The 22,214-nt window shown below is 66.3% G+C and carries 19 protein-coding genes; 7 read left to right on the top strand and 12 right to left on the bottom strand.

All coding sequences use genetic code 11. The features are described from left to right. Window positions 1-59: 59 nt before the first annotated feature. The 3 genes from QF777_09405 to QF777_09395 are packed head-to-tail and all read right to left on the bottom strand — an operon-like array spanning window position 60 to window position 3,297. A complete protein-coding gene (locus QF777_09405) occupies window positions 60-1,181 on the bottom strand; it encodes a hypothetical protein (protein MDP6911763.1) in 1,122 nt (373 codons plus the stop codon). Next, window positions 1,168-1,968, bottom strand: coding sequence for a class I SAM-dependent methyltransferase (locus QF777_09400; protein MDP6911762.1), 801 nt, complete (start codon window positions 1,966-1,968; stop codon window positions 1,168-1,170). The genes QF777_09405 and QF777_09400 overlap by 14 nt, the downstream gene beginning before the upstream one ends. A 33-nt stretch (window positions 1,969-2,001) precedes the next feature. Next, window positions 2,002-3,297 carry a glycosyltransferase family 4 protein gene (locus QF777_09395; protein ID MDP6911761.1) on the bottom strand — a complete coding sequence of 432 codons (1,296 nt, stop codon included), beginning with the start codon at window positions 3,295-3,297 and terminating at the stop codon, window positions 2,002-2,004. A gap of 108 nt (window positions 3,298-3,405) precedes the next feature. Between QF777_09395 and dtd the strand changes: the two genes are divergently transcribed. Further along, complete coding sequence (dtd, locus tag QF777_09390) at window positions 3,406-3,867, top strand: D-aminoacyl-tRNA deacylase (GenBank protein ID MDP6911760.1); 462 nt, start codon at window positions 3,406-3,408, stop codon at window positions 3,865-3,867. A 1-nt stretch (window position 3,868) separates the two neighbouring features. Next, window positions 3,869-4,654, top strand: coding sequence for a class I SAM-dependent methyltransferase (locus QF777_09385; GenBank protein ID MDP6911759.1), 786 nt, complete (start codon window positions 3,869-3,871; stop codon window positions 4,652-4,654). Here the strand turns inward: QF777_09385 and lnt are convergent. From lnt to QF777_09360, 5 genes are all read right to left on the bottom strand, one after another. Beyond that, on the bottom strand, window positions 4,631-6,127 hold the full coding sequence (lnt, locus tag QF777_09380) for an apolipoprotein N-acyltransferase (GenBank protein MDP6911758.1): 1,497 nt from the start codon (window positions 6,125-6,127) through the stop codon (window positions 4,631-4,633). The two genes, QF777_09385 and lnt, sit on opposite strands and share 24 nt — an antisense overlap. A gap of 36 nt (window positions 6,128-6,163) precedes the next feature. Then, window positions 6,164-6,763, bottom strand: a complete 600-nt coding sequence (locus QF777_09375) for an adenylate/guanylate cyclase domain-containing protein (protein MDP6911757.1) — start codon at window positions 6,761-6,763, stop codon at window positions 6,164-6,166. Window positions 6,764-6,867: 104 nt separating this feature from the next. Then, window positions 6,868-8,331: a protoporphyrinogen oxidase gene (gene hemG, locus QF777_09370; GenBank protein ID MDP6911756.1), complete on the bottom strand. Its 1,464-nt coding sequence runs from the start codon at window positions 8,329-8,331 to the stop codon at window positions 6,868-6,870. Window positions 8,332-8,346: 15 nt separating this feature from the next. Continuing rightward, window positions 8,347-9,390, bottom strand: a complete 1,044-nt coding sequence (hemE, locus tag QF777_09365) for a uroporphyrinogen decarboxylase (GenBank protein ID MDP6911755.1) — start codon at window positions 9,388-9,390, stop codon at window positions 8,347-8,349. Window positions 9,391-9,399: 9 nt separating this feature from the next. Then, a complete protein-coding gene (locus QF777_09360) occupies window positions 9,400-10,434 on the bottom strand; it encodes a patatin-like phospholipase family protein (protein MDP6911754.1) in 1,035 nt (344 codons plus the stop codon). A gap of 177 nt (window positions 10,435-10,611) precedes the next feature. Here QF777_09360 and QF777_09355 point away from each other — a divergent pair, with 177 nt between their 5' ends. Next, entirely contained in the window at window positions 10,612-12,708 is a 2,097-nt protein-coding gene (locus QF777_09355; protein ID MDP6911753.1) for an AAA family ATPase, read from the top strand. Window positions 12,709-12,857: 149 nt separating this feature from the next. Here QF777_09355 and QF777_09350 read toward each other — a convergent pair whose 3' ends face one another. Together QF777_09350 and QF777_09345 are read right to left on the bottom strand one after the other, a co-directional pair. After that, window positions 12,858-15,584 (bottom strand): FtsX-like permease family protein, encoded by a 2,727-nt coding sequence (locus QF777_09350; GenBank protein MDP6911752.1) that lies wholly within the window; start codon window positions 15,582-15,584, stop codon window positions 12,858-12,860. 4 nt (window positions 15,585-15,588) lie between these two features. After that, window positions 15,589-16,353, bottom strand: coding sequence for an ABC transporter ATP-binding protein (locus QF777_09345; protein ID MDP6911751.1), 765 nt, complete (start codon window positions 16,351-16,353; stop codon window positions 15,589-15,591). Between the two features lie 140 nt (window positions 16,354-16,493). Between QF777_09345 and QF777_09340 the strand changes: the two genes are divergently transcribed. The 3 genes from QF777_09340 (at window position 16,494) to QF777_09330 (ending at window position 18,808) form a co-directional block, all read left to right on the top strand. Next, complete coding sequence (locus QF777_09340; GenBank protein MDP6911750.1) at window positions 16,494-16,988, top strand: hypothetical protein; 495 nt, start codon at window positions 16,494-16,496, stop codon at window positions 16,986-16,988. A gap of 405 nt (window positions 16,989-17,393) precedes the next feature. Next, window positions 17,394-17,951, top strand: a complete 558-nt coding sequence (locus tag QF777_09335; GenBank protein MDP6911749.1) for a peptidylprolyl isomerase — start codon at window positions 17,394-17,396, stop codon at window positions 17,949-17,951. After that, a complete protein-coding gene (locus QF777_09330; GenBank protein ID MDP6911748.1) occupies window positions 17,951-18,808 on the top strand; it encodes a 3-hydroxybutyryl-CoA dehydrogenase in 858 nt (285 codons plus the stop codon). The genes QF777_09335 and QF777_09330 overlap by 1 nt, the downstream gene beginning before the upstream one ends. On the opposite strand, the gene QF777_09325 is transcribed toward QF777_09330, so the two are convergent. Further along, window positions 18,799-20,253 carry an MFS transporter gene (locus QF777_09325; GenBank protein MDP6911747.1) on the bottom strand — a complete coding sequence of 485 codons (1,455 nt, stop codon included), beginning with the start codon at window positions 20,251-20,253 and terminating at the stop codon, window positions 18,799-18,801. The two genes, QF777_09330 and QF777_09325, sit on opposite strands and share 10 nt — an antisense overlap. 81 nt (window positions 20,254-20,334) lie before the next feature. Here QF777_09325 and QF777_09320 point away from each other — a divergent pair, with 81 nt between their 5' ends. After that, window positions 20,335-21,408 carry an NAD(+)/NADH kinase gene (locus tag QF777_09320; GenBank protein ID MDP6911746.1) on the top strand — a complete coding sequence of 358 codons (1,074 nt, stop codon included), beginning with the start codon at window positions 20,335-20,337 and terminating at the stop codon, window positions 21,406-21,408. A gap of 104 nt (window positions 21,409-21,512) precedes the next feature. Here the strand turns inward: QF777_09320 and QF777_09315 are convergent, their stop codons facing one another. Then, window positions 21,513-22,202, bottom strand: coding sequence for an HAD family hydrolase (locus QF777_09315; protein MDP6911745.1), 690 nt, complete (start codon window positions 22,200-22,202; stop codon window positions 21,513-21,515). Between the last annotated feature and the right edge of the window lie 12 nt (window positions 22,203-22,214).

Genomic DNA, 22,214 nt, shown 5'->3' with positions numbered 1-22,214 from the left:
CGCCCGCTAGCGGGTACGGGACTGCCGCCACATACTGGAGGCGGGTCGACAACGGGAACTCAGTCGTTCTCGGTGACCGGTGTTCTCAGAGGTAGCCCGTCCACGGCAATCAGGTCGGGCAGAGAGCGGTGGTCGACGAAGACCCCCGAAGCAGGGCTGCATCCGCCCAGAGCGTCAGCGGCCAACACGACCGCAGCCGACGTGTATGTCGAGCATTCCTCGGTCGGGAAGGTCACCAGGTCTGGGTAGACGATTCCGGTCAGGTACCGGCCGTCGGCCTGACGCATGGGAAGCGTGGCCCGGAACAGGTCGGTCGCCGTGGCCCGGTCACCGGCCAGCAGGTAGGCCATAGCGCACTCGCTGGTCTCAGCCGCTGTCGCCCAGTGCTTGTCCGATACGCAGCGGACGCCGAGTGATCCGCCGTCGGCAACTCCATCGATGGCACCGTCGGCAGGGTTCATGATCACGAATTCGTCCCACCGGGCATCTAGATGGGCCAGAGCGTCGCTGCCGCTGATCGCCCCGCCCAGTACCGGGTAGTACCAGTCCATGGCCCACCGGTCCTTGGGGGTGAACGCACCATCGGGCCGGGTCCGCACCACGTGGGCCAGATGGCCGAGGGACAGTTCCCAGTCGGGACGCTCGTGACCGGTCTCTTCGGCCACCGCCACAGCGCATCGGAGGCTGTGGCAGATGCTGGACGATCCGGTGAGCAAGGCGAAGGACCACGGCGTGCCGTCGGGGTGGCGGGCCCAAAGGATCTCGCCACGTGGCGTCTGCAGGTCGAGCACGAAGTCGATGGCCCGCTCTACGACCTCCCACATGGACTCAAGAAAGCCTCGGTCGCCGGTCAACAGCCAGTGGTGCCACACCCCAGTGGCCACGTAGGCGATCACGTTGGCGTCGAACTTCGGGTCCTCCACGCCGTCGGCCACGTAGTACTGGTGCCAGGCGCCGTTCTCGTGCTGGGTTGCAATCAACCACTGGTAGGCGGCCTCGGCTTGATCAAGGTGGCCGGTTACCGCGAGAGCCATGGCGGCCTCGGTGTGGTTCCAAGGGTCTGCATGCCCACCGGGGACCCACGGGATCATCCCGTCGGGTAGCTGCCACTCGGCAATGGTGCCGGCTGTGACCACCAGCTGTTCGGCGTTCAGGACGCCCGGGACCTCAGGCAGCGACATGCTCGCCCTCCCTGGTCCCGGGTCCGTCTGATGCGTCTCGATGGGGGATCGGGGGGGCGCCAGCGACGGGCCGGCGGGCGTAGATCACGAGGCTCTTGCCCAGCACCGGGGCCAAGAGGCGTTCAGCGAGCCTTGTGGTGCGGGGCGCCTTCACGATGTCCCATGTCAGGAACCGGTGATAGAGCGACACGAGACGGCTATCGGCAACGGGACGGTTGGGCCCCACAGCGCATCGAAGCCACCAGTAGGGACTGTGCAGAGCGTGGACCCGGTGTTCGTCGGTGGGCTCGAGGCCAGCGTCGGCCATGAGGGCCCGCAACTGGCCGTTGCCGTAGATCCGTACGTGGCCACCGGGCTGATTTGGGGCGTGGTAGTCGTCTGATATCGCCCAGCAGATCCGTTCAGGCAGACGGGCCGGAATGGTCACGGCCAGCACGCCTCCCGGTCGCAGCACGCGTGTCAGTTCGGCTAGGGCGCCAGCATCGTCGTCGATGTGTTCCATGACCTCCGAGGCAATGATCCGATCGAAGGAGCCGTCGGCGAAGGGAAGCATCATGGCGTCGCCGTTGGCCGTCTCCAGCACGACGTCGTTGGTCAGTTCGCCGTCGGCCCGCATCACGTCGCCGATGGAGCGGACCTGACGCAGCTCGTCGAAGCCGAGATCGCACGCCACCACGTGGGCGCCGCGCCGCAGGGCCTCGTAGGCATGGCGGCCAAATCCGCAGCCCAGGTCCAGCACGGTCTCCCCGGCTATGAGGCCCAGTCGTTCGTAGTCGGCGGTCAGCATGGGTCAGGTTCTGGAAGGCAGGTGATCAGGCGCCTAGCCGGCCTGCTGGGTCTCTGCCAGAAGGGAGCGGTATTGCTCGACGGTGCGAAGCGCAGTGTGTCGCCAGCTCCACTGGTCGATGACGCGCTGGCGGCCCGCCGCGCCCACCCGCTGGCGGGCGTCTGGGTCGTCCAGCGCAGTGCGGATCATGGCGGCCAGGGCATCGCTGTCGCCGGGCGGCACCTGGAAGCAGGTATCGCCGTGGGTACCGGTGACCTCGGGCAGGGCCCCGCCGGTGGTGGCCACCAGCGGCACGCCACACGACATGGCTTCGATAGCCGGCAGTGAGAACCCTTCGTAGAGCGAGGGCACGCAGGCCAGCTCGGCCTCGCTGTACAGCTCCACTATGCGTTCGTCGGGCACTCCGTGCACGTAGGACACGCAGTCGGTGAGCCCCAGGTCCTCGAACACGTTCGTCGAGGCACTGTCCTCCTTCGGCTTCCCGATGATGACCAGCTCGACGTGGCGTTCGGTACGCAGCTTGGCGATGGCTTCCAGCAGGTACTTGAGGCCCTTCATGGCGACGTCGGCGCTGGCCGTGGTCACGATTCGACCCGGCACGCGATCCACGCCGGGCACCGGGAGGAACAGGTCGGGGTCCACGCCAACGGGCACCACGTTGATGCGGTCCGGGTCGACCTTGTGGTCCGCAGCGATGTCGCCGGCCGACGATTCAGAGACGGTCATGACCCGGGTCATCCGCTTGGCCACCTGTGTCTGCATCTTCGTGAAGGCGTACCAGCGACGCTTGCCGAACTCCTCCCAGCGGGTCCGGGCGTGCTCGATTTCGATCCGTCGGTCCACGGTGATCGGATGGTGGATGGTGGAGAGCACCGGCAACTGTTCGCGCTGCTTCATGAGCAGCAGCCCCCAGCCCAGGCATTGGTTGTCGTGCACAAGGTCGAACTCGCCGCGACGGCCACGAAGGTGCTCCCAGGCTCGCATCGAGAAGGCCATGGGCTCGGAGAAGTTGCCGGTGTTGAACGACATCGCCTCGGCGACGTCCCACTTGGACTTCATCTCCCAGACTCGTGCCTTGCGCATTGGGAAGTAGTCGTTGAACAATTCGAGGCTGGGCAGCGTGACCAGCCCGACCCGCTCGTCGAGCACCGGGTAGGGGGGGCCGGCCAAAACCTCAACGTGGTGCCCGAGGTCGGCGAGGGCCTTCGTCAGGTGTCGGGTGTAGACGCCCTGGCCGCCACAGTGGGGCTTACCGCGGTATGCCAGGTAGGCGATGCGAAGCGGTTCGTCTGTATGGCCGGTAGGGGCGTCGCCGGGGAAATTGGACATCCGTCAAGTCTGGCGGCGTCGGGCGTTGATCCCTCCACCGGGCGTGGTGTCAGTCGGTATCGGGGTGTGTGGCTGCGGGATGCGCTTTTCGCGTCATAGGTTCACACCGTGAGAGCTTTGGTGCAGCGAGTTTCGAGGGCCTCGGTCACGGTGCCTGGGACGCCGGCTGGTAATGCAGTTGATGAGTTAGTGGGCGCCATCGGCCATGGTCTGTGCGTGTTCGTGGGGGTGACCCACGATGACGGTCCCACCGAGGCCGATCAGTTGGCCGAGCGGCTGGCCGGGCTGCGGATCATGGACGATGCCGACGGGGTGATGAACCTCTCGGTGGTCGACGTGGACGGGGCCGTGCTGGTGGTCAGCCAGTTCACCCTCTACGGGGACGCCTCCAAGGGGCGACGACCTACGTGGCTGGCCGCGGCGAAGCCCGACCAGGCTGAACCGCTGATCGACCGGCTGGTCGCGAGCCTGCGGGAGCGGGGGATCGAGGTGGCTACGGGCCGATTCCGGGCCGACATGGTCGTCGACCTGATCAACGAGGGGCCGGCCACACTGATGTTGGAGACCTGAGATGGTCGAAAAGTGGGGTGTCAGCGGCCACCAGTTTGGGTCGCTAGCAGATGACTACGCACTCCACCGGGCTGACTTTCCAGTAGCGGGGATTGAGCGTTTGGTGGCTCTAGGTGTCGGGATTTCTGGGCAGAGGCTTTTGGATCTGGGCTGCGGTACAGGAACCCTTGCCAGGCAGTTTGCTTCTAGGGGCTGCACGGTTACCGGCGTTGACATAGACGTACGGATGCTCGCCGCAGCCCGTGACCTGGCTGCTGAAGCGGACTTGCAGATCGAGTGGTTGGAGTGCCACGCAGAGGAAACAGGCTTCTCGCCGGGGTCGTTCGATGTGATCACCGCAGCCCAGTGCTGGCACTGGTTCGACGGCGAGGCAGCTGCATCTGAAGTGCGACGCTTGTTGTTAGCTGGCGGACTCGTGGCAGTCTGCGGGTTCGATTGGTTGCCTCTACCTGGCACGGTCTCAGGGGTTACAGAGGCACTCATAGAGACCCACAACCCATCGTGGAAGCTGGGAGGCATCAGAGACCCCGGTCCGTCGGTCAGACGCCAACTAGAAGATGCGGGCCTTGAGGTGCTCGAGACCTTCACTTTCGACATCGACGTCCCGTACGCAGTGGAGTCCTGGCATCGGCGTATTGGAGCCAGCGCGGCAATTTTGGATCTCAGCGCCGAAGCCGCTGCCGCCTTCGATGCCCAGCTCCGAAAGGTACTGACCGAACAGTTCCCGGGCGACTACCTGATTGCACCGCACAGAGTCTGGGCGTCAGTTGCTCGATCGCCTGGCTGAAGCGAGATCTGTCGAGAATCGGCTGCCGACCAGGCTGCCTGACCAAAGTGCCAGGGCCAGGATGGCCATGGGCCACGCCCCTGCCCTAGTAGCCCACGTCAGGCCGGTCCGGCGTTCGATCCGGTGATGGAGCACCGCCTGTTCGCTGACTGCTGTGCGCTGCAGCACCCGGCCCTGCGGGTCCACGACAGCGCTGAATCCGGTGGGTGCGGCCTGGAGCACCCACCGTCCGTTCTCTAGCGCCCGTAGACGACTTGAGGCCACTTGCTGAGTCTGAACGTGGGTCATCCAGTAACTGGCTCCGTTGGTCGGGTTGAGGATGACCTCGCCGCCGTGGCGGACCGCGTCGCGTGACCGGTGGTCGAAGAACACCTCCCATGAGATGGTCACCCCCATGGTCCCTATCGAAGTCTCCAGCACCGCTGGGCCCGTCCCGGGTCTGAGATCCCTCGACGGAAGCATGTCGGCGGCCAGCAACTCGACCAGCCCCCGCATGGGCACGAACTCACCGAACGGCACCGTGCGAACCTTGTCGTACCGGTCGGCCACCGTGCCGTCGGGCTCGATCGCCGTCTGGTAGTTGAGGTTGGCCGTCGGATCGTCGGCCGCCCGGTGAAACCAGCCAGGCACCAGCACGGCATCCAGGCGGGCCGCCTCGGCGGTCAGGGCGGTCATGGCGTCGTCAGCGTAGAGGCGGTCCTCAAGACGCCATCCGGAGGTAGGCAGCGGCACCGGGTTGACCACGTTTTCGGGCCAAAGCACCAGGTCGACCGGTGTCGCCACCTGCTGGTTGGCCTCCAACTGGTTGGCGAACACACGGGCGGCACCGGTCGGGGTGGCCCGTGTGCGCTGAGGTCCGCCGCCCTGGACAACGGCCACGTCAAGGGTGCCCACCGGTCGGCCGGTCGGAGCCACGGCGGACAGGACGACTGCTACGGCCAGCACGGCGACGACCACGGCCCCGGTGGCTGCCGAGGCACCGTCGGCCCGACGCCCGTCAAACAGCACCGACAGGCCCATGCCGACGGCCACTGTGAGCGCCACCAGCAGCAGCGGGCCGGCGATTCGGACTACCGGTGCCAGCGGACCACCGGCCTGTCCGAGCGCGATGCTGGCCAACGGGGCACCGCCGAACGGCACACTCCACCGAACGAGTTCGGCGAGGGTCACTGTGCCGACAAGGCCAAGGCGTCGCCATCTCCCGGGTGGGACGGCGGCGGCGGCCAGGCCCAGCCATCCGGCGTGAAGCAGGCCGGCGGCCAGCCAGCCGACCGGGGTCAGGTCCAGCATCCAGACCGTTGACGGGAAGGCCCAGGCTGCTCCTACCAGCAGGCCCCGACGGAACCTCGATGAGAGCGGCCGGTCGGCCACCAGACGATCCAGAAGGGCCAGCCCTATAAAGGCGGCCGGCCACCATCCCCACGGGGGGACCGCCGCGGCGATCAGCAGCCCAGCGGCCAGCCCCCGGGGCACCCAGACTTCACGATCAACCGTCAATGAGTAGTCACGTCAGTGGGCCACGACGGCCAGGCGCTGGATGCCCCCGAAGGTGCCCGCACCACGGATATTGAGGTCGTCGACCGACTCAACGCGGATCCACGACGGTAGGTCGGCTACCTCGCAGCTTGCCAGGATCTCGCCCGGTGCTGCCACCGCGCAGAGTTTGGCTGCCAAGTTCACCGGCTTACCGATGTAGTCGTCGCCTTCGAACAACAGGGCCTCGCCGGTGGCCAGCCCGACCCGCAGGTTGATCTTGCGGGCGGTGGCGAAGTGGTCGATCAGATGTCCAGCCCAGGCAATGGTCGGCGTTGGTTCGGTGCCGACCAGCATCACGCCGTCGCCCAACCACTTGGCCACCCGTACGCCCCGCCATGCCGCCACTCGACGGGACATCGCACGAAACTCCTCGAGGATCTCGACAGATTCGTGGGGCCCCTTCTCCTCGGTTAGGCGGGTAAAGCCGCTGAGGTCGGCGAAGCAGAACGTCCGCTCGACTGACAGGTGCACGGAGGTCTCGTCATCGAGGAGGCCGAGTTCGTCTGGGTGTTCGGTGCCGCTGCCAGGGCGGGAGTCGGCAGCGTCGCGTGCGGGGGTGGTCGCCGGGGACATCCCTCCATCGAACCACGCCGGAGGCCCCGGACCACGGCGGTTTGGAGGAAATCCCGGTCCGGGCACACAGTCGCCGTCCGCGAGCCTGCCCAGAGGCCCGGATTTCATCTGGTTGCTGCGGCTACCGCTGCCTCGGCGGCCTCGGTGCCCGACCGGATGCACGCCGGAATGCCCACCCCGTTGCGGACGGTTCCAGTCACCAATAGGCCGGGCGTTGCGTCGTCCAGCAGGCTGTCGAGGGCGGTGATCCGGTCGATGTGACCCACCGGGAATTGCACGAGCGAGTCGGGGAAACGTTCGAGGCGGATGGCGGTGGGTGGCGCCTCGACGCCCAGGGTGGTGGCCAGGTCGGCCCGCAGCGCGGCGATTAGTTCATCATCGGTCAGCCCGGCGGGACGCTTGTCGTCGATCCGACCGCACGACACCCGCAGCACGGTGCGTTCCGGGTGGTCGAGATGGGCCCACTTGGATCCGGCGAACGAGCAGGCGGTCATGAGTGGGCTCGGTCCCTGGTTGGTGGCCCGACCAACGAGGAAGCCGCTCTGGTCGGCGGGAACCTCGAGGTCGGCCCGGTCGAAGGCGAAGGTGGCCAACGCCACCGAGGCGTGGCGCCAGCCGGCAAGGAACTGACCGGCGTCGCTGCTATGGGGAGCCACAAGCGTGGCGGCCACGTGGGCCGGGACGGCGAGGACCACGGCGTCGGCGCGATAGGTCCCAGACGCGGTGGTGGCTACCCAGCCCGCGACCTGTCGATCAGAAGTGTCGCCGTCAGGTGCACGATCCAGGCGGGTGACCGGAGATCCGGTGCGGAGGCGATCCTCGAGGACGGCCACCAGGGCCTCGACGATTCGTTCCATCCCGGCCGCCGGTGAGTTGAAGACCGGAGCGGCAGGAGCGGCCGCGGTCCGCCGTAGACCGGCCAGTAGGCCCTCGGTGGATCGGGCAGGAGCCAGCAGTTGGGGCGCCATGACGGCGCAACTCAGGTCGTCGGCCCGTCCGGCGTTGATCCCGCCGAGCATCGGATCCACGAGCCGTTCGAACACCCGGTCACCGACACACGCCCGGATGACCGCCCCGACGCTGAGATCGCCGCTCGTTCCACGGGCGCCGTCAAGGGTGCCGCCGATAGGCACGTCGGGCACGCCGTCGCCGGCCAGCCGTTCTAGGTCGGCTGGTGCCAGCAGCCCGGGGGCGACCGTTCGAGGGTCGAGTGGCACGCCTAGAACGTTGGGTGACGGGATGGGCCACAGGGCGTCGTCCAACCACAACGAGGCCTTTCGGGCCGACGGAGAGACCAGCTCGTTATCGATGCCGAGCTCCACGCACAGGTCCAGGGCCCACGGCACCCGAACCAGGAACGCATCGGCGCCGGCATCGATCGGCAGCCCGTCCAGCATCGGGTCGTCTAGAGGCCCAGTACGCAGGTAACCACCGGGCCGGTCTGATGCCTCGAGCACCGTGACGTCGATCTCAGGGTGGTCGACGGCTAGTCGGTATCCGGCGGTCAGGCCGGTGATGCCGCCACCGATCACCAATATCTGACGTGCAGGTACCCGTCGCTCAGGCATCCGGCTGACCATTGATCAGGCCCCGAGTGGAAAGGCGTGGACCTGAGAAACGACCCGTTCCAGGACGGCAGGGTCGATCTCGGGAAGCACGCCGTGGCCGAGATTGAACACGTGCCCGGGGTGACCACCGTTGCGGGCCAGGACGTCGGCCACCTCGGCTTCGATGACCTCGAGGGGACCGAGACAGACCGCGGGGTCGAGGTTGCCCTGGAGGATGGCGTCCGGCCCGAGTCGACGACGTGCCTCGTCCAGCGGCACCCGCCAGTCCACACCGACCACGTCGGAGCCGGCGTCGGCCATCAGGGGAAGGATCTCACCGGTTCCCACGCCGAAGTGGATGCGGGGCACGCCGGTGTCGACCACCCCTTCGAACACCCGTCGGCTGTACGGCAGGACGCATCGTTCGTAGACCGGTGGGCTGAGCGCTCCGGCCCAACTGTCAAACAGCTGGATGGCCGACACCCCGGCGTCGATCTGGGACCGCAACGACGTAATGGCCATGTCGGCCAGACGTTCCATGAGGTCGTGCCATAGGCCCGGATCACCGAGCATCAGGGCCTTGGTCTTCCCATAGGTGCGGGACGGTTCACCCTCGATCAGATAGGAGGCCACGGTGAATGGCGCCCCGGCGAAGCCGATTAGCGGTACGTCGGCCTCGGTTACCACCTGTCGGACCGTTTCAAGCACGTACGGGGTATCGATCTCGGGTTCCAGCGGGCGGAGACGTTGGAGGTCGGCGGCCCGCTCGAAGGGTCGGTCTACTACTGGCCCGAGGCCGGGCTTCACGTCGACACCGAAGCCGACGGCGTGGGCCGGGACGACGATGTCGGAGTAGAGGATGGCCGCGTCGACGCCGTAGCGTCGGACCGGCTGCATGGTGATCTCGGCGGATAGCTCCGGATCGGCAATGGCGTCCAGAATGCTGCCCGTCCCCCGAACGGCCCGATATTCGGGGAGCGACCGGCCGGCTTGGCGCATGAACCAGACAGGAGTGTGGTCGTGTGGTTCGGCCCGACACGCGGCCAAGAAGGGGCTGGTTCTGAGGGAGGGATCGTCCACGGATCGACGCTACCGGGGAGTTTCGGCGGCACTGGTCAGGAGTCGCCGTGCCCGGGTGGCTTCAGGCAAGGCGAGGCGGGCCAGAGCGGAGACCCGGGCTGCCTCACAGATATCGGACAGGCCATGCTTATTCCGATCCGAAGATCCGTCGGCCAGCACTTTGCGGTCGGCCAGGTCGCTGGCCGTGGGGTCCAAGACCAGAACAGCGGTACCCCGGCGACGGATGGCCTGAACTTCGCGCCATAGGGTCCGGGCGTGCCAGGCGCGGGCCACGGTGCCCCGGTAGTCGGTGGGCCCGGCCGTACCCCCGACCGTCCTGACCGACGAGATCACCACGACATCGAGGCCGAGAGCGGCCACCAGGTCGGCATTGGTGGTCGAGTGCACGCCGCCGTCGACCAGACGACGGCCGTCGACCTCCACCGGTCGGAACCAGCCGGGAATGGCCGCCGATGCCTGCACCGCCGGCCCGATCGCCACGTCCACATCGTCACGTCCCAGCACGACCCGCTTACCCGTCTGGAGATCCACCGTGCAGATCCAGGTTGGCTGGTCGGGCCACGGATCAGGATGGATCTCGGTATTGCGGGCGCTGAGCGACGAACCGTCGCGGGTGCCCGTCGGAAGCAGCCCAGCGAGGGCGACCACAGGGCGGGGCCGAGCGGTGGAGCACAGGTCCCGCAATACCAGCAACGGATTGGCCGGCCGCCAGGACCATGGGCCGCCGGAACTGGAACCGGACCGTTCTTCAGCGGCCGGTTCCCCGGTTACCTGCCCGCCGAGGTCGAGGGGCGTGGTTACCCGGTCGACGATGGCCCGACCCTCGTCTGACAGCGGCGTCCCGGCGTAGTGAGCGTGGAGGTCGGCGGCCGACAGGCCGGCCCGGAGACTCACAGCGGTGGTGGCACCGGCCGACGTACCCACCACGACGTCGGCTGTTCGTGGATCCCATCCGGTCGCCTCGACCAGTGCAGCGAGCGCGCCAGCGTGTTGGGCCGCGCCGTGGAGACCTCCGGAGCCGAGCACCAGGCCGACGGCTGTCATGTGCACACCAGAATCACGACGCCCATCGTCGCACGTGGACCGGGCTTTTCCGCCACCTGTGGGCCTTCCGGTGTGCTGAGGTCGCCCCACGGACCACCGATAGGATCGATCTTCGGCTGAATTCGCCGAATCGGCCAGTTTTGATGAACGTACGGCGCCCCGGCGGGGCCGAGCACTATGAGCGACAACGTCCACGAGCACCCAGAACTGGAGGCCGAGCAGGCCCACATCGACCACGCCCATGCATGCCTCGATGCAGCCCGTGAACGAGCCCTCGAGCTGACCCGCATGGTCGAGGTCGGTAAGGGTGGGACCAACCAGGCCCGCTTCGAACGCGAGGCCATCATCGAGTCAGTGGTGGCCCGTCTCGAGCACCTTGATCTGGGCGATGCCTCGTTGGTCTTCGGCCGTATAGACCAAGAGGTCGAAGCTGGGGGCGGCGTGTTCCACATCGGCCGGGTCGGCGTCTGGGACGAGGAACAGGACCCGGTGGTAGTGGACTGGCGGGCCCCGGTGGCCGAGGCCTTCTACCGGGCTACCGGTCTGGCGCCCATGGGCCTCCAGCGCCGTCGCTACATCGTGAGCCGCGGTCGTACCGTGCTGGGCCTCGAGGACGAGTTGTTCGGTGACCTTGAACGGTTCCGGGAGGGTGACGGCGATGGCACCCGCCTCAAGGGCGAGGGTGCGCTCATCGCCGCGTTGGAGACGAGCCGAACCGGACGTCTCGGTGACATCATCGGCACTATCCAGTCCGAGCAGGACGACATCATCCGTGCACCCCTGTCCGGGGTGCACGCCGTGCAGGGCGGCCCGGGGACCGGCAAGACCGTGGTAGCCCTCCACCGTGCGGCCTACCTGCTCTACACCCACCGCTTCCCGTTGGAGGGCCAGGGCATGCTGGTCGTCGGGCCCAACCGACTGTTCCTCGCCTACATCGAGCAGGTTCTGCCGTCGCTCGGCGAGGCCGGGGTCACGCTGGCCACCGTTGGCGATGTCGTCGGCGGCGTTCGGATCGACGACCGTCGTGAGGTGGCCAACAAGGGTCGCCTTAAGGGTGACCTCCGCATGGTCAGGTTCATCTCGCGAGCCGTGAGGACCCGTCAGCGTCCGCTCCGCTCCGATCTGCGGCTTGGGTACGGCCTGCAGTGGCTGGGCCTGTCGGTTGAGGAGTCGAGTCGCATCGTGTCCGAAGCGAGGCGTCGTTACCGGACCCACAACGCTGCTCGCAAGTTCGTGGAGGGAGAGTTCTACAAGGCGCTGGTCGCATCGGGTCGGGGCGATCTCGATCCCGAGGCGGTGCGCGAACGGATCCGGGGCGAAATGATCGTGCGTGAGGCGTTGGAGTGGATGTGGCCGGTTCTCACGCCGGCGCAACTGCTGAACGATCTGTTCGGGTCGCGTGCGTTGATCCGGGCTGCCGACCGGACCCTCACCGCCGATCAGGTCGACGCACTTTTCCGGCCTCGGGAGGAGGTGGCCGACGACGTGTACTGGACGGCGTCAGATGCGCCTCTGCTGGACGAGGCCCGCGCTGTATTGGGGGCCCGACCAGGTTGCAAGGCCCGTGATGCGGTCCGTACCTACGGGCACATCGTGGTTGACGAGGTTCAGGACCTCTCACCGATGGACCTGCGGATGCTGGACCGCCGGTCGTTGAACGGGTCCATGACTGTGGTGGGCGACATCGCCCAGGCCACGGGTTCGTGGGCCCACGATGACTGGGAGGGGATCCTCGCCCACCTTCCTGATCGGAAGCCGACAGTCCGCCACGAGCTCACCGTGGGCTACCGGATCCCGGGGCCCATCATGGATGTGGCGGCCCGGGTGCTGGCCGTGGCCGCACCGGACCTCGCTCCACCCCGCTCTGTGCGCGGTGACGGCGAGGCACCCCGCTTCATCGGGTTGACCGGCGAACAGGCCGAGAAGCTTGAAGGCCTGGTCGAAGTGGTGCGTGTCGAGTTGGAGTCGGTAGGTGCCGGCAACCTCGCCGTGATCGCTGCCGATTCCCAGACCAATGACGTCGAGGAGGCTCTCGAGCGGGCCGGCGTGGCCTTCGGTCGCCCGACCCGTCGTGGCCTTGACGCCCGGGTAACCGTGGTGCCCGTCGGACTGGTCAAGGGCCTGGAGGTGGACGGGGCGGTCGTGGTCGAACCAGCCCGAATCCTGCGGGAGCAGTCCCAGGGCATGCGGGCGTTGTACGTGGCGCTCACCCGCGCCACCAAGCGAGTGGCCGTGGTTCACACCGAGCCTCTCCCTGCCGCCTTGTCTGACTGATTGGGGTCGGTCGGCTGGGTGCGCCCGCCGCTATCACAACCCTTCTCCCCACGGTTTCACGAGAGCCGGTCACCGGTTTTCTCATGACGGCGTCCGAATCCTGGGGCCGGGCGCTGGCCGCTATGGCCATCACCAGGCCGGGGTAGTGCCTATGCGTGGGAGATGGCGTCAAGCACGTTGAGTCTGGCCGCCCGGCGGGCTGGGAGGATGGCTGCCACCATGCCGAAGATTCCCGACACCACCAGGTAGCCCAGCAGGCTTTGGTAAGGGATCGACACGATGTCGACGAACTCCTGTGGGATCGCCGCGATGGCGGCTAGGCCGAACAGCACGCCCATGGCTACGCCGAGGAGGCCACCGAATAGGGCGATGATGACCGCTTCCCAGCGGACCATGCGCCGGAGTTGGCGTCGGGTCATGCCGACCGCTCGAAGCAGGCCCAGTTCCCGGGTCCGTTCGTAGACCGACAGGGCGAGGGTGTTGGTGATGCCCAGAACGGCAATGAGCAAAGAAAGGCCGAGGAATACCTGGATGATGGACAGCAACTGGTCCAGTTGATCTTCTTGGGACTTGCGGAATTCGGATTGGTCCTCAACGGCGACCTGAGGGTAGGAGTCGGTGTACACCTCGACAGCAGCTCGGGAGGAAATGTCGTCAGCGCCATCAGGGAACAAAACCGAGATCCAAGAAACAGGAGCGGTTGGAAGGTAGGTGTCGAAGACCGATACATCAACCACCCAGTTCCCAAGAAGGGCTGAGTCCTCGAAGATCGCCGCCACGGTCAACTCGCTCGTTCGACCACCTGGGAAATCAATGGGGACTGGATCGCCAACTGCAAGTCCCAGGTCACCTGCCGGATCAACGTGGACCAGCAATCCGTTGGTTCCGGCGCCGGACTCGGAGCCTTCGATCACCTGAATGTTCATATGTTCGGCCAGAATTTCCAACTCGGCGGCCACCAAGTCCTTGAAGTCACCCCCGATCTTCACCCCACCCATGGTCCAACGCATCGTCATGGCCGACTCGACGAGGTCGGGCTGTTCGGCTGCGAGGTTCTGGAGGTCGGAACCCAACTCGGCTGAGAAGCCTGCCTGCGGGTTGAACGTTCCTGGATAGACGAAGAGATCGGCTTCGACACTCTGGTCGAGGGTGCTTAGGAACGTCGCCTTGATGGAGTCGCTCACAACCGCGGCGAGGCTCACCAGGGCGAGTCCGATGGTCAGGGCTGCGGCGGTCGCCGCTGTGCGGCGTGGGGCTCTACGGGCGTTGTCAGTCGCCAGTCGTCCTGGTATCCGGTACACCTTGCGGATGGGCCACCCAAGCACCATGGCGACCGGCCGGGTCACTGCTGGACTGAGTAGGTAGACGCCCATGAATGCCGCAAGGGCCCCTCCGCCGATTGCAGTCAGTACGGCGCGGGTGGACAGTTCGATGGTCATCCCTGCTGCGAGGGCCCCAATGCCGGCCAGGGCGACAGCGCTACCCACGATGAGGCGTCGTCGCATACCGGTGGGGGTAAGTCGAACGTCGTCTCGGAGGGCTGCAACCGGTGGAATCTTGCGGACTCGGCGTGAGGGTCCGATCGCGGAGAGGAGGGTGGCGCCTACCCCCACGATCGAGGCAGCCGCAATGGTCCGAGGCCGGACCGGGATCGAACCAGGCAAATCGCCGAAGCCGATGTTCACGAGGACCCAGACGAGCAACGTCGATAGCAGGTAGCCGGCGACGAGGCCGAGGGCTGTGGCGACCACGCCAATCACGACTGCTTCCAACTTCACCGACCTGCTGATCTGGCGACCCGTGGCCCCCAGCGCCCGTAGTAGGGCCAGTTCGCGCACCCGTTGCCCGATCACGATCGAGAACGTGTTGTTGATGATGAACGCACTGACCACCACGGCGATGATGGCGAAAGCCAGCAATACCGAAGAGATGATGTCTATGAACTGGTCGAAGTCGCTCTGGTCTTCGGCGATCTTGGTTTCAGCTGTGACCACCTCCAACTCGGTTTGGCCGAACGCCGAAAGTTGGATCTGCTGATCTTCCGGGAGGCCCGCTAGGACGGCCCTGAATTCGTCTGTCGCCAGGTCGAGTCGTTCCTGGATCTGACCCATTGTCGCGGCCTCGTCCGCTCCGTCCTCGAGGTAGATCGAGATCTCGTCGTAGAGCCCGACCTTGTTGGCAATCTCCTGGGTGGTTTCCTCGTCGAAGAGGCTGAGGTTGGCGCCAAAGTTCTTGTCCTCATCCGGGTCGCCGAAGTTGGCCGTTCCTACGAGGACGAACTGGCGGTTACCGCCAGGTGCACTGACGGTGTAGGTCTCGCCAATTTCAAACCCGAAATCATCAGCGGTTTTGTTGTCGAGTGCGAACTCGCCGACGGTGGCGGGGTCCAACACCGACTCGGTGCGGCTTGGGAGGCGGCCATCGGTGAGAAAGAGCTGGCTCCCTTCGCTCACATTCGTCGTGTTTCCGTAGTCGGATCCGTCCGGAGGCGTGACGTTGAAGCCGAACTGTGGTGCCCCACCGCTGGTGCCGATCGCTTTGAGATCGCCGTCCTCGTCGATGTAGAGGGGAACCACGTTCCACGCCTGGACCGTCGGCCACACATTTCGGACACCGGGGACATCAGTCAGGAGGTCGAGAACCTCTTCCGGAAAGGGGAGACGGTTGATCCGGTCGCCCCCTTCGTCGATCGACGTTCTGACGACGAGGTCTATATCCCCACTGATGTCGGTAGCGAGCTCATCGAAGCTGTCGCGGAGTCGGTCCGTCAGGAAGAACGACGTCGACAGAAATGCGACGCCCAGCACAACCGCCAGAGTCGTGAGGGCAAACCGCAGCTTGCGGCGCGTGATGTTCCGGAAGGTGAGTCGGAGCACCCGGTCAGCCGCCGATGGCCTTGATGCGATCGAGAATACGGTCGGCGTCCGGGTTTGACATCTCGTCGACGATCTGTCCGTCAGCAAGGAACAGCACGCGGTCGGCCATCGCAGCGGCACCGGCATCGTGGGTGACCACTACGAGTGTTTGCCCCAGATCGTCGACCGCACCCCTCAGGAACTTGAGGACTTCGCCTCCAGTTACCGAGTCGAGGTTGCCGGTCGGCTCGTCAGCAAAGACGATCTCGGGTCTACTGACCAGGGCCCGTGCCACAGCGACCCGTTGCTGTTGACCGCCGGACAGCTCATCTGGCCGGTGTCGGAGGCGGTCCTGAAGCCCGACCGTCTCGATGATGTCGACCATCCAGGAGGCATCGGGCTTCCGTCCCGCCAGGTCCAACGGCAGTGTGAGGTTCTCCTCAGCCGTCAGGGTCGGGATGAGGTTGAACGCCTGGAAGACGAACCCGACCTTGTCGCGTCGCAAGAGAGTGAGGTCTCGCTCGGAGAGGTCACCGAGTTCAACGTCGCCGATGTGGACGGTTCCCGAGGTCAGGTCGTCGAGCCCCGCCGAGCAGTGCATGAGTGTCGACTTGCCCGACCCCGATGGACCCATGATGGCGGTGAACCGGCCCCGTTCGAATTCGACGTCCACGCCATCGAGGGCACGAACCTCGGTGTCTCCGGTTCCGTAGACCTTTGAGCCGCTGACCATGCGGGCGGCAGCAGTTTCCATGGGCGTGGTGCTTTCACCGGTTTTCGTAGAGGTCATGGAGTCGAATCGTAGGAGTCGAATAGTCAAAAGAAGCAGCCAAAGCGTTAGGGGCGCGTAAAGAACAAAAACCTTGGATCTGGGGTCATCCCGGTGTCGCCGGGTGGCACCCCGTCGTGGATCCGTGGTGGGATTTACGAGTGTTGATTCGACCCGCTACCTCCGACGATCTGGACCGCATGCTCGAGTTGAACAACGCCGCGGTTCCGGCGGTCAATGAACTGACCCCGGATGAGATGGCCTGGTTCTTCGCCGTGGCTCGGTGCTGCGTGGTGGCCGAGGTGCCCAGTTCCACGGTCTCGGGACCAGCGGCCCTGCTGGTAGGCCTCGATGGCCCCGGCATCGGCTACGACAGCCGCAACTACAGGTGGTTCAGCGAGCGCTTCGACAGGTTTCTGTATGTGGACAGGGTGGTGGTCGATCCATCGGCTTACCGCGCCGGCGTAGGTCGTGCCTTCTACGAGGCGTTCATGGCTACCTCGGACGGGCATACCCACCTGTGTGCCGAGGTCAACACGGTGCCCCGCAACGAACGGTCCTTGGCCTTCCACGACGCCATGGGGTTTTCGGACGTCGGGGAACAGTCTGATGAGGGAACCGGGAAGACCGTTCGGATGTACGCCCGGAAACTTTGACCGGCGCGTGCCCGGGGCAGGTCTACTCGCTGACGACGGTGGTGCCGGCTGGGCGTCTACCAGCCGATCCGCAGGACCAGCACGGCTCGATCGGGTCTCCTCGCCACGCCACCTCGCACGACGGGCATACCAGACCAACCCAGTTGGCCGGTTCAGACGGAGTCCCCCTGCGGAAGGCAGGGCGCCGATGGAGGGGTCCGTTCCGTAGCGGATGGTCCAACGAGGGGTCCAGGACACGGGGGTCTGGAGTCCTCGGTGTCGACCGGGGTGCCATGCGCGGCACCGTAGCGAAGGCCCGCGCGTCACTGGGTGATGCCGTGGCCGGTCGGAGGTAAGGCTGGGTCGCCGTAGCCTGCACCCCGGCCCAGTGCCGATGAAGAGCAACCCGTAGGCCGAGGAGGCCCCATGTCCGATCTGATTCCCGAAGTCGACGGTTCCAGCGAACGACGGACCACCTTCCCGGCCGCCCCGCCGATGGTCATCGACCCGGCAAAGACATACACCGCCGAGATGGTCACCTCCATGGGTTCGATGACCATCCACCTAGATCCCATCGCTGCCCCCCAGACGGTCAACAACTTCGTGTACCTAGCGCGCTGGCACTACTTCGATGGGCTGATCTTCCACCGGGTCATCAACGGGTTCGTGATCCAGGGTGGTTGCCCCGAGGGTTCGGGTCGCGGCGGCCCTGGCTACCGCTTCGCCGACGAGCTACCCAAGCCCGGTCGCTACGAGATCGGTTCGTTGGTCATGGCCAACGCCGGTCCGGACACCAACGGCAGCCAATTCTTCGTCGTTACTGGTCCGAGCGGTGTCGGCCTGCCGCCCGCCTATGCGCTGTTCGGCAAGGTGATCAAGGGCGTCGAGGTGGCGACCGCCATCCAGGAGGTGGCCACTGGGCCCGGCGATAGGCCGACGGCCGACGTAGTGATCGAGTCCGTGACCGTGACCGAGGCCGAGTGATGGGCATTCAGCGAGTCGCTGTGGTTGGCGGTGGCCAGATGGGCGGTGGTGTGGCCGAGCTCACAGCCAAGGCGGGACTCTCCACAGTGATCAAGGAGGTGTCCGCCGAGGCCGCCGAGCGCAGCGAGGTCGGGATCCGACGTTCCTTGGACCGAGCCTTGGAGCGGGGAAAGCTCGACGAGGCGGCCCACGCAGCGGCGCTGGCCAACCTCACCTTCACCACTGACTACGAAGACCTAGCCGACGCCGACTTGGTGGTTGAGGCGGTGGTCGAGTCGTTCGACCTAAAGGCGGAGATCTTCGCCGCATTGGACGAGGCGGTCACCTCACCGGATGCCGTGCTGGCCAGCAACACGTCGTCGATTCCGATCATCGACATCGCCATGGCTACCGGACGGCCGGAACAGGTAATCGGCCTCCACTTCTTCAACCCGGCGCCGGTGATGAAGCTGGTCGAGGTCATCCCGTCGGTGCGGACCAACGAGGCGGTGACAGCGTCGATGACGGCGTTCGCCACCGACGTGCTGGACAAGGTCGTGGTGGCCGCCAAGGACCGGGCGGGCTTCGTGGTCAACATGTTGCTCGTGCCGTATTTGAATGCCGCGATGCGGATGTATGCCGACGGCCACGCCACGGCCGCCGACATCGACAATGGTATGAAGTTGGGTGCCGCCCATCCGATGGGCCCGCTGGAACTCAGCGACATGATTGGCCTGGACACCATGATGCTGGTGGCCGAGACGCTGTTCGCTGAGTACGGCGACGACTTCTATCTGCCGCCCCCACTTCTACGTCGCATGGTCGCCGCGGGACACCTGGGCCGCAAGACCGGTCGCGGCTTCTACGACTACAGCTGACGCGGGTGAGTTGGGTCACTGCCCGCCGGCGTGTCTTCGATGCCTAGAGCCAACCAGGCCGCCACGAGCCCCGCTCCGGCCGCCGCCAGGTGCAACAACAGGAACCGGGTGCCGCTCAGGGAGTCGGCCATCAGAGCGGTCAGCACGGTGATACCGACCGCTGCGCCGATCTGCTGAAGCATGTTCATCGATCCACCGGCGATCCCGATGTCGGCGTCTCCGGCGGCAGCGGTGACCGAGTTGGCCACCGTAGGCCGGATGTAACCGCTCCCAGCGCCGGCCAGCATCGCCCCACTGAGGAACATCGGCAGCCATCGCTGCTGGGCGCCCACCCCGGCGAGCACCATGGCAAACGCGAATACCAGCATTCCGGTGACAGTCACCCGTCGCGCCCCATGCTTCGGGTCGTGATGGCCCCCCAGTCGGGCGCACAAGGCAAACGACAGGGGTCGGGGAAGCATCACCAGTCCAATGACCGTGGGACGGAACCCCCAGCGCCGTTCGAGGAGGAACGGCGCCATGACCATGGCCCCCATGTAGCCCGATTGCAGGACCGCCTGGGAGGTCATGGGGCGGGTGAAGGCCCGTCGTCGCAACAGTGCCGGTGGTAGAAGCGGCGCATTGGACCGGTTCTCGACGGCCACGAACAACCCGAGGCTGACGGGAGCCGTCATCGCGGCGACTAGCACGATCGGGTTGGTCCAGCCCCAACTGATGCCCCGGTTGACGGCCAGCAGGAGTCCGCTGACCCCGATCCCGAGGGTGATGGCGCCGGGCACGTCGAAGCGGATGCCGGACCGCCGCGGGGTCTCCGGGGCGACGAGCAGAGCGGCCAACAGGGCCAGGCCCACGGTGAGGCCCTGCACCACGAACAGGATCCGCCAGCCCAACCACTCGACGAGCGGTCCGCCGGTGACGACGCCGACGGCTGGTGACAGGGCGACCACCGCTGCCCAGATGCCGAGCGCCCGGGTCCGGTCGCGCTGCGGGAAGACCGACAGGATCATCGCCATGGCCGACGGGCCTGACGCGGCCTTGGCGGCCTGAGCGAGTGTCCGCAGCACGATCAGTGAGGTGATGCCCCAGGCCAGCGAGGTGGCCAGGGCCAGAACCGTGCCCAGAGAGAAACTGACCAGGTAGGTGCGGCGGTGGCCGTAAAGGTCGCCGATCTTGCCGATGATCGGCGTGATCACGGCAAAGGCCAGCATGGGTGCGGCGATGACCCAGGTGATGATGTCGTCGGTGGTGCCCAGATCCCGGGCGATGTGGGGGAGTGAGGCCGACAGCACGGTGACCGGGTAACTGCCAGCTGCGGTGCCGAACAGGGCGGTGATGAGGACGAGGCGTCGGTAGTCCGGCCGTCGGCGGATCCGCTCACGTGTTCTGGATAGCCACCGCCCGGGAGGGGGCTCGCCGGTATCGGCGTGATCGGCATGGTCGTCCATCCGGATCGACCATAGGTGTGCTCTCTGACGGGGCCCCTAGCGGACCCGGGCATGACCGAGTGGCTACGGTCACCTGCCGTGATGAACGCGAACACAGACGCAGCGACCGGTACCGACACCGCGATCGGCAGCGCCGGATCACCGCTCCCGCTTCCTCTGGCGGTCGGCCTGGTGGTCAACCCCCGGTCGGGCACCGACGTGCGACGGGCGGTGGCTGCGGCTGGGGCGGTGACCATCGAGGACAAGGCCAACGTGGTTCGGCGCGTCGTGCTGGGGGCCCGGGAAGCGGGGGTCGATCGGTTCGTCGTACACACCGACACCCATCGGATCGTGCAGCGGGCCACCGAGACCATGCGGGGCCTCGACCTCCACTGGCTGGATTACGAGATGACGTTCACCGAGGAGGACACGGTGGCCGCGGTGGCCGCTATGCGGGATCTCGGCTGCGGGGTGGTCGTAGTGCTGGGTGGTGATGGGACGAACCGGGCCGCAGCGCGCGCATGGCCCGATCTGGTGGTGGTTCCGTTGTCGACGGGGACGAACAATGCCTTCCCGGTGCTCGCCGAAGCCACGATTGCCGGGGCGGCGGCTGGCCACGTGGCTACTGGACGGGTGCCGGTCGATGAGGTGACCCGGCGGGCAATGGTGGTGCGGGTCCGGCCCGACGGTGCTTCGACCCCAGATGACCTGGCGTTGGTCGACGCGGTGGCGGTGGACGATCCGTATCTGGGTTCCTTCGAGTTGTTTGAGCCGGCGAACCTGCGGACTGCTGTTTTATCGAGAGCCGACCCGGCATCAGTCGGTTTCGCCGGAGTGGGTGGACTGGTCGAACCGGTGGGGTTGGACGAGGATGCGGGCCTGTTGCTGCGATTCGGCCCGGCTGAGGATTGTGACCGAGTGGTGCGGGGGCCGACCGCTCCTGGGCACTACGCCGATCTGGGGCTCGCCGAGGCACGGCGCTTGGCGCCCGGCGAGGAGGTGGAGGTCAACGGACCGTTACTACTGGCCTTTGACGGGGAGCGGAAGCGGCGGTTGGTGGCGGGCGAACGGGTCTACCTGTCGGTGGTGCGCGACGGGCCCCGGGTGGTGGACGTGGCCGATGTGATGGCCCGGGTAGCCGCCGACGGCGCGTACGTGTTCCCGGGGAGGGTCTGAGTTCCGGAAGTGGGCTTGAGGGTTGCGAGGAAGACTTGAGCCGCGGGCCGTGAGTTGGAATCCGAAACCGAGTCTGTTCTCGGACTCGGGTGTTCGGGCCGGGTTTAGCCGGCTATGAGTCTGGACACGTCTCCGAGCCGATCCACGATGGGGAACTCCACGCCGGCCAGTTCGTCAGGGTTGGGTTCCTCGAACACCCAGGTGGTGGTGTGGGGCACGTGGATAGCCCGTCCGCCGATGGCCAGGACGGGCAGCACATCTGACTTCACCGAGTTGCCGACCATGGTGAACTCGGCGGGGTCGACACCGTGGCGGTCCAGCACGTCTCGGTACGTCTGTGGGTCCTTCTCGGGGACCACTTCGACTCGCCAGAACCGGTCAGCCAAACCACTGCGTCGGACTTTGCTCAGTTGGTCGCCCAGGTCGCCCTTGGTGATGAGGAGCAGTCGGTGGGTAGAGCCCAGCGCGTCGAGGGCCTCGGGCACCCCGTCGAGTAGTTCGATTGGATGGGCCAGCATCTCGTGACCCCAGCCGACGATGCCGGCCAGTGAACGGGCGTCGATCGCAGCGTCGGAGATCTCGACAGCGGTGAGCACCATCGACAGGACGAAACCTTTGATGCCATAGCCGTGGCGGGCAATGTTGGTCCGCTCGGTGGCCAGGAGGGCGGCATCGGCCGTCTCACTGTCGGCCCACGGGGTCACGAGGTCGCGGAAGCGTTGCTCCACCTCGTGGAAGCGTTCCTCATTTTCCCACAGGGTGTCATCGGCATCGACGCCGAGTACGGGCAGCATCCGGCGAGCCTA

The sequence above is a fragment of the Acidimicrobiales bacterium genome, from assembly GCA_030747595.1.
Lineage (GTDB): Bacteria > Actinomycetota > Acidimicrobiia > Acidimicrobiales > MedAcidi-G1 > UBA9410.
This window is presented reverse-complemented; position numbering and strand designations above follow the sequence as displayed.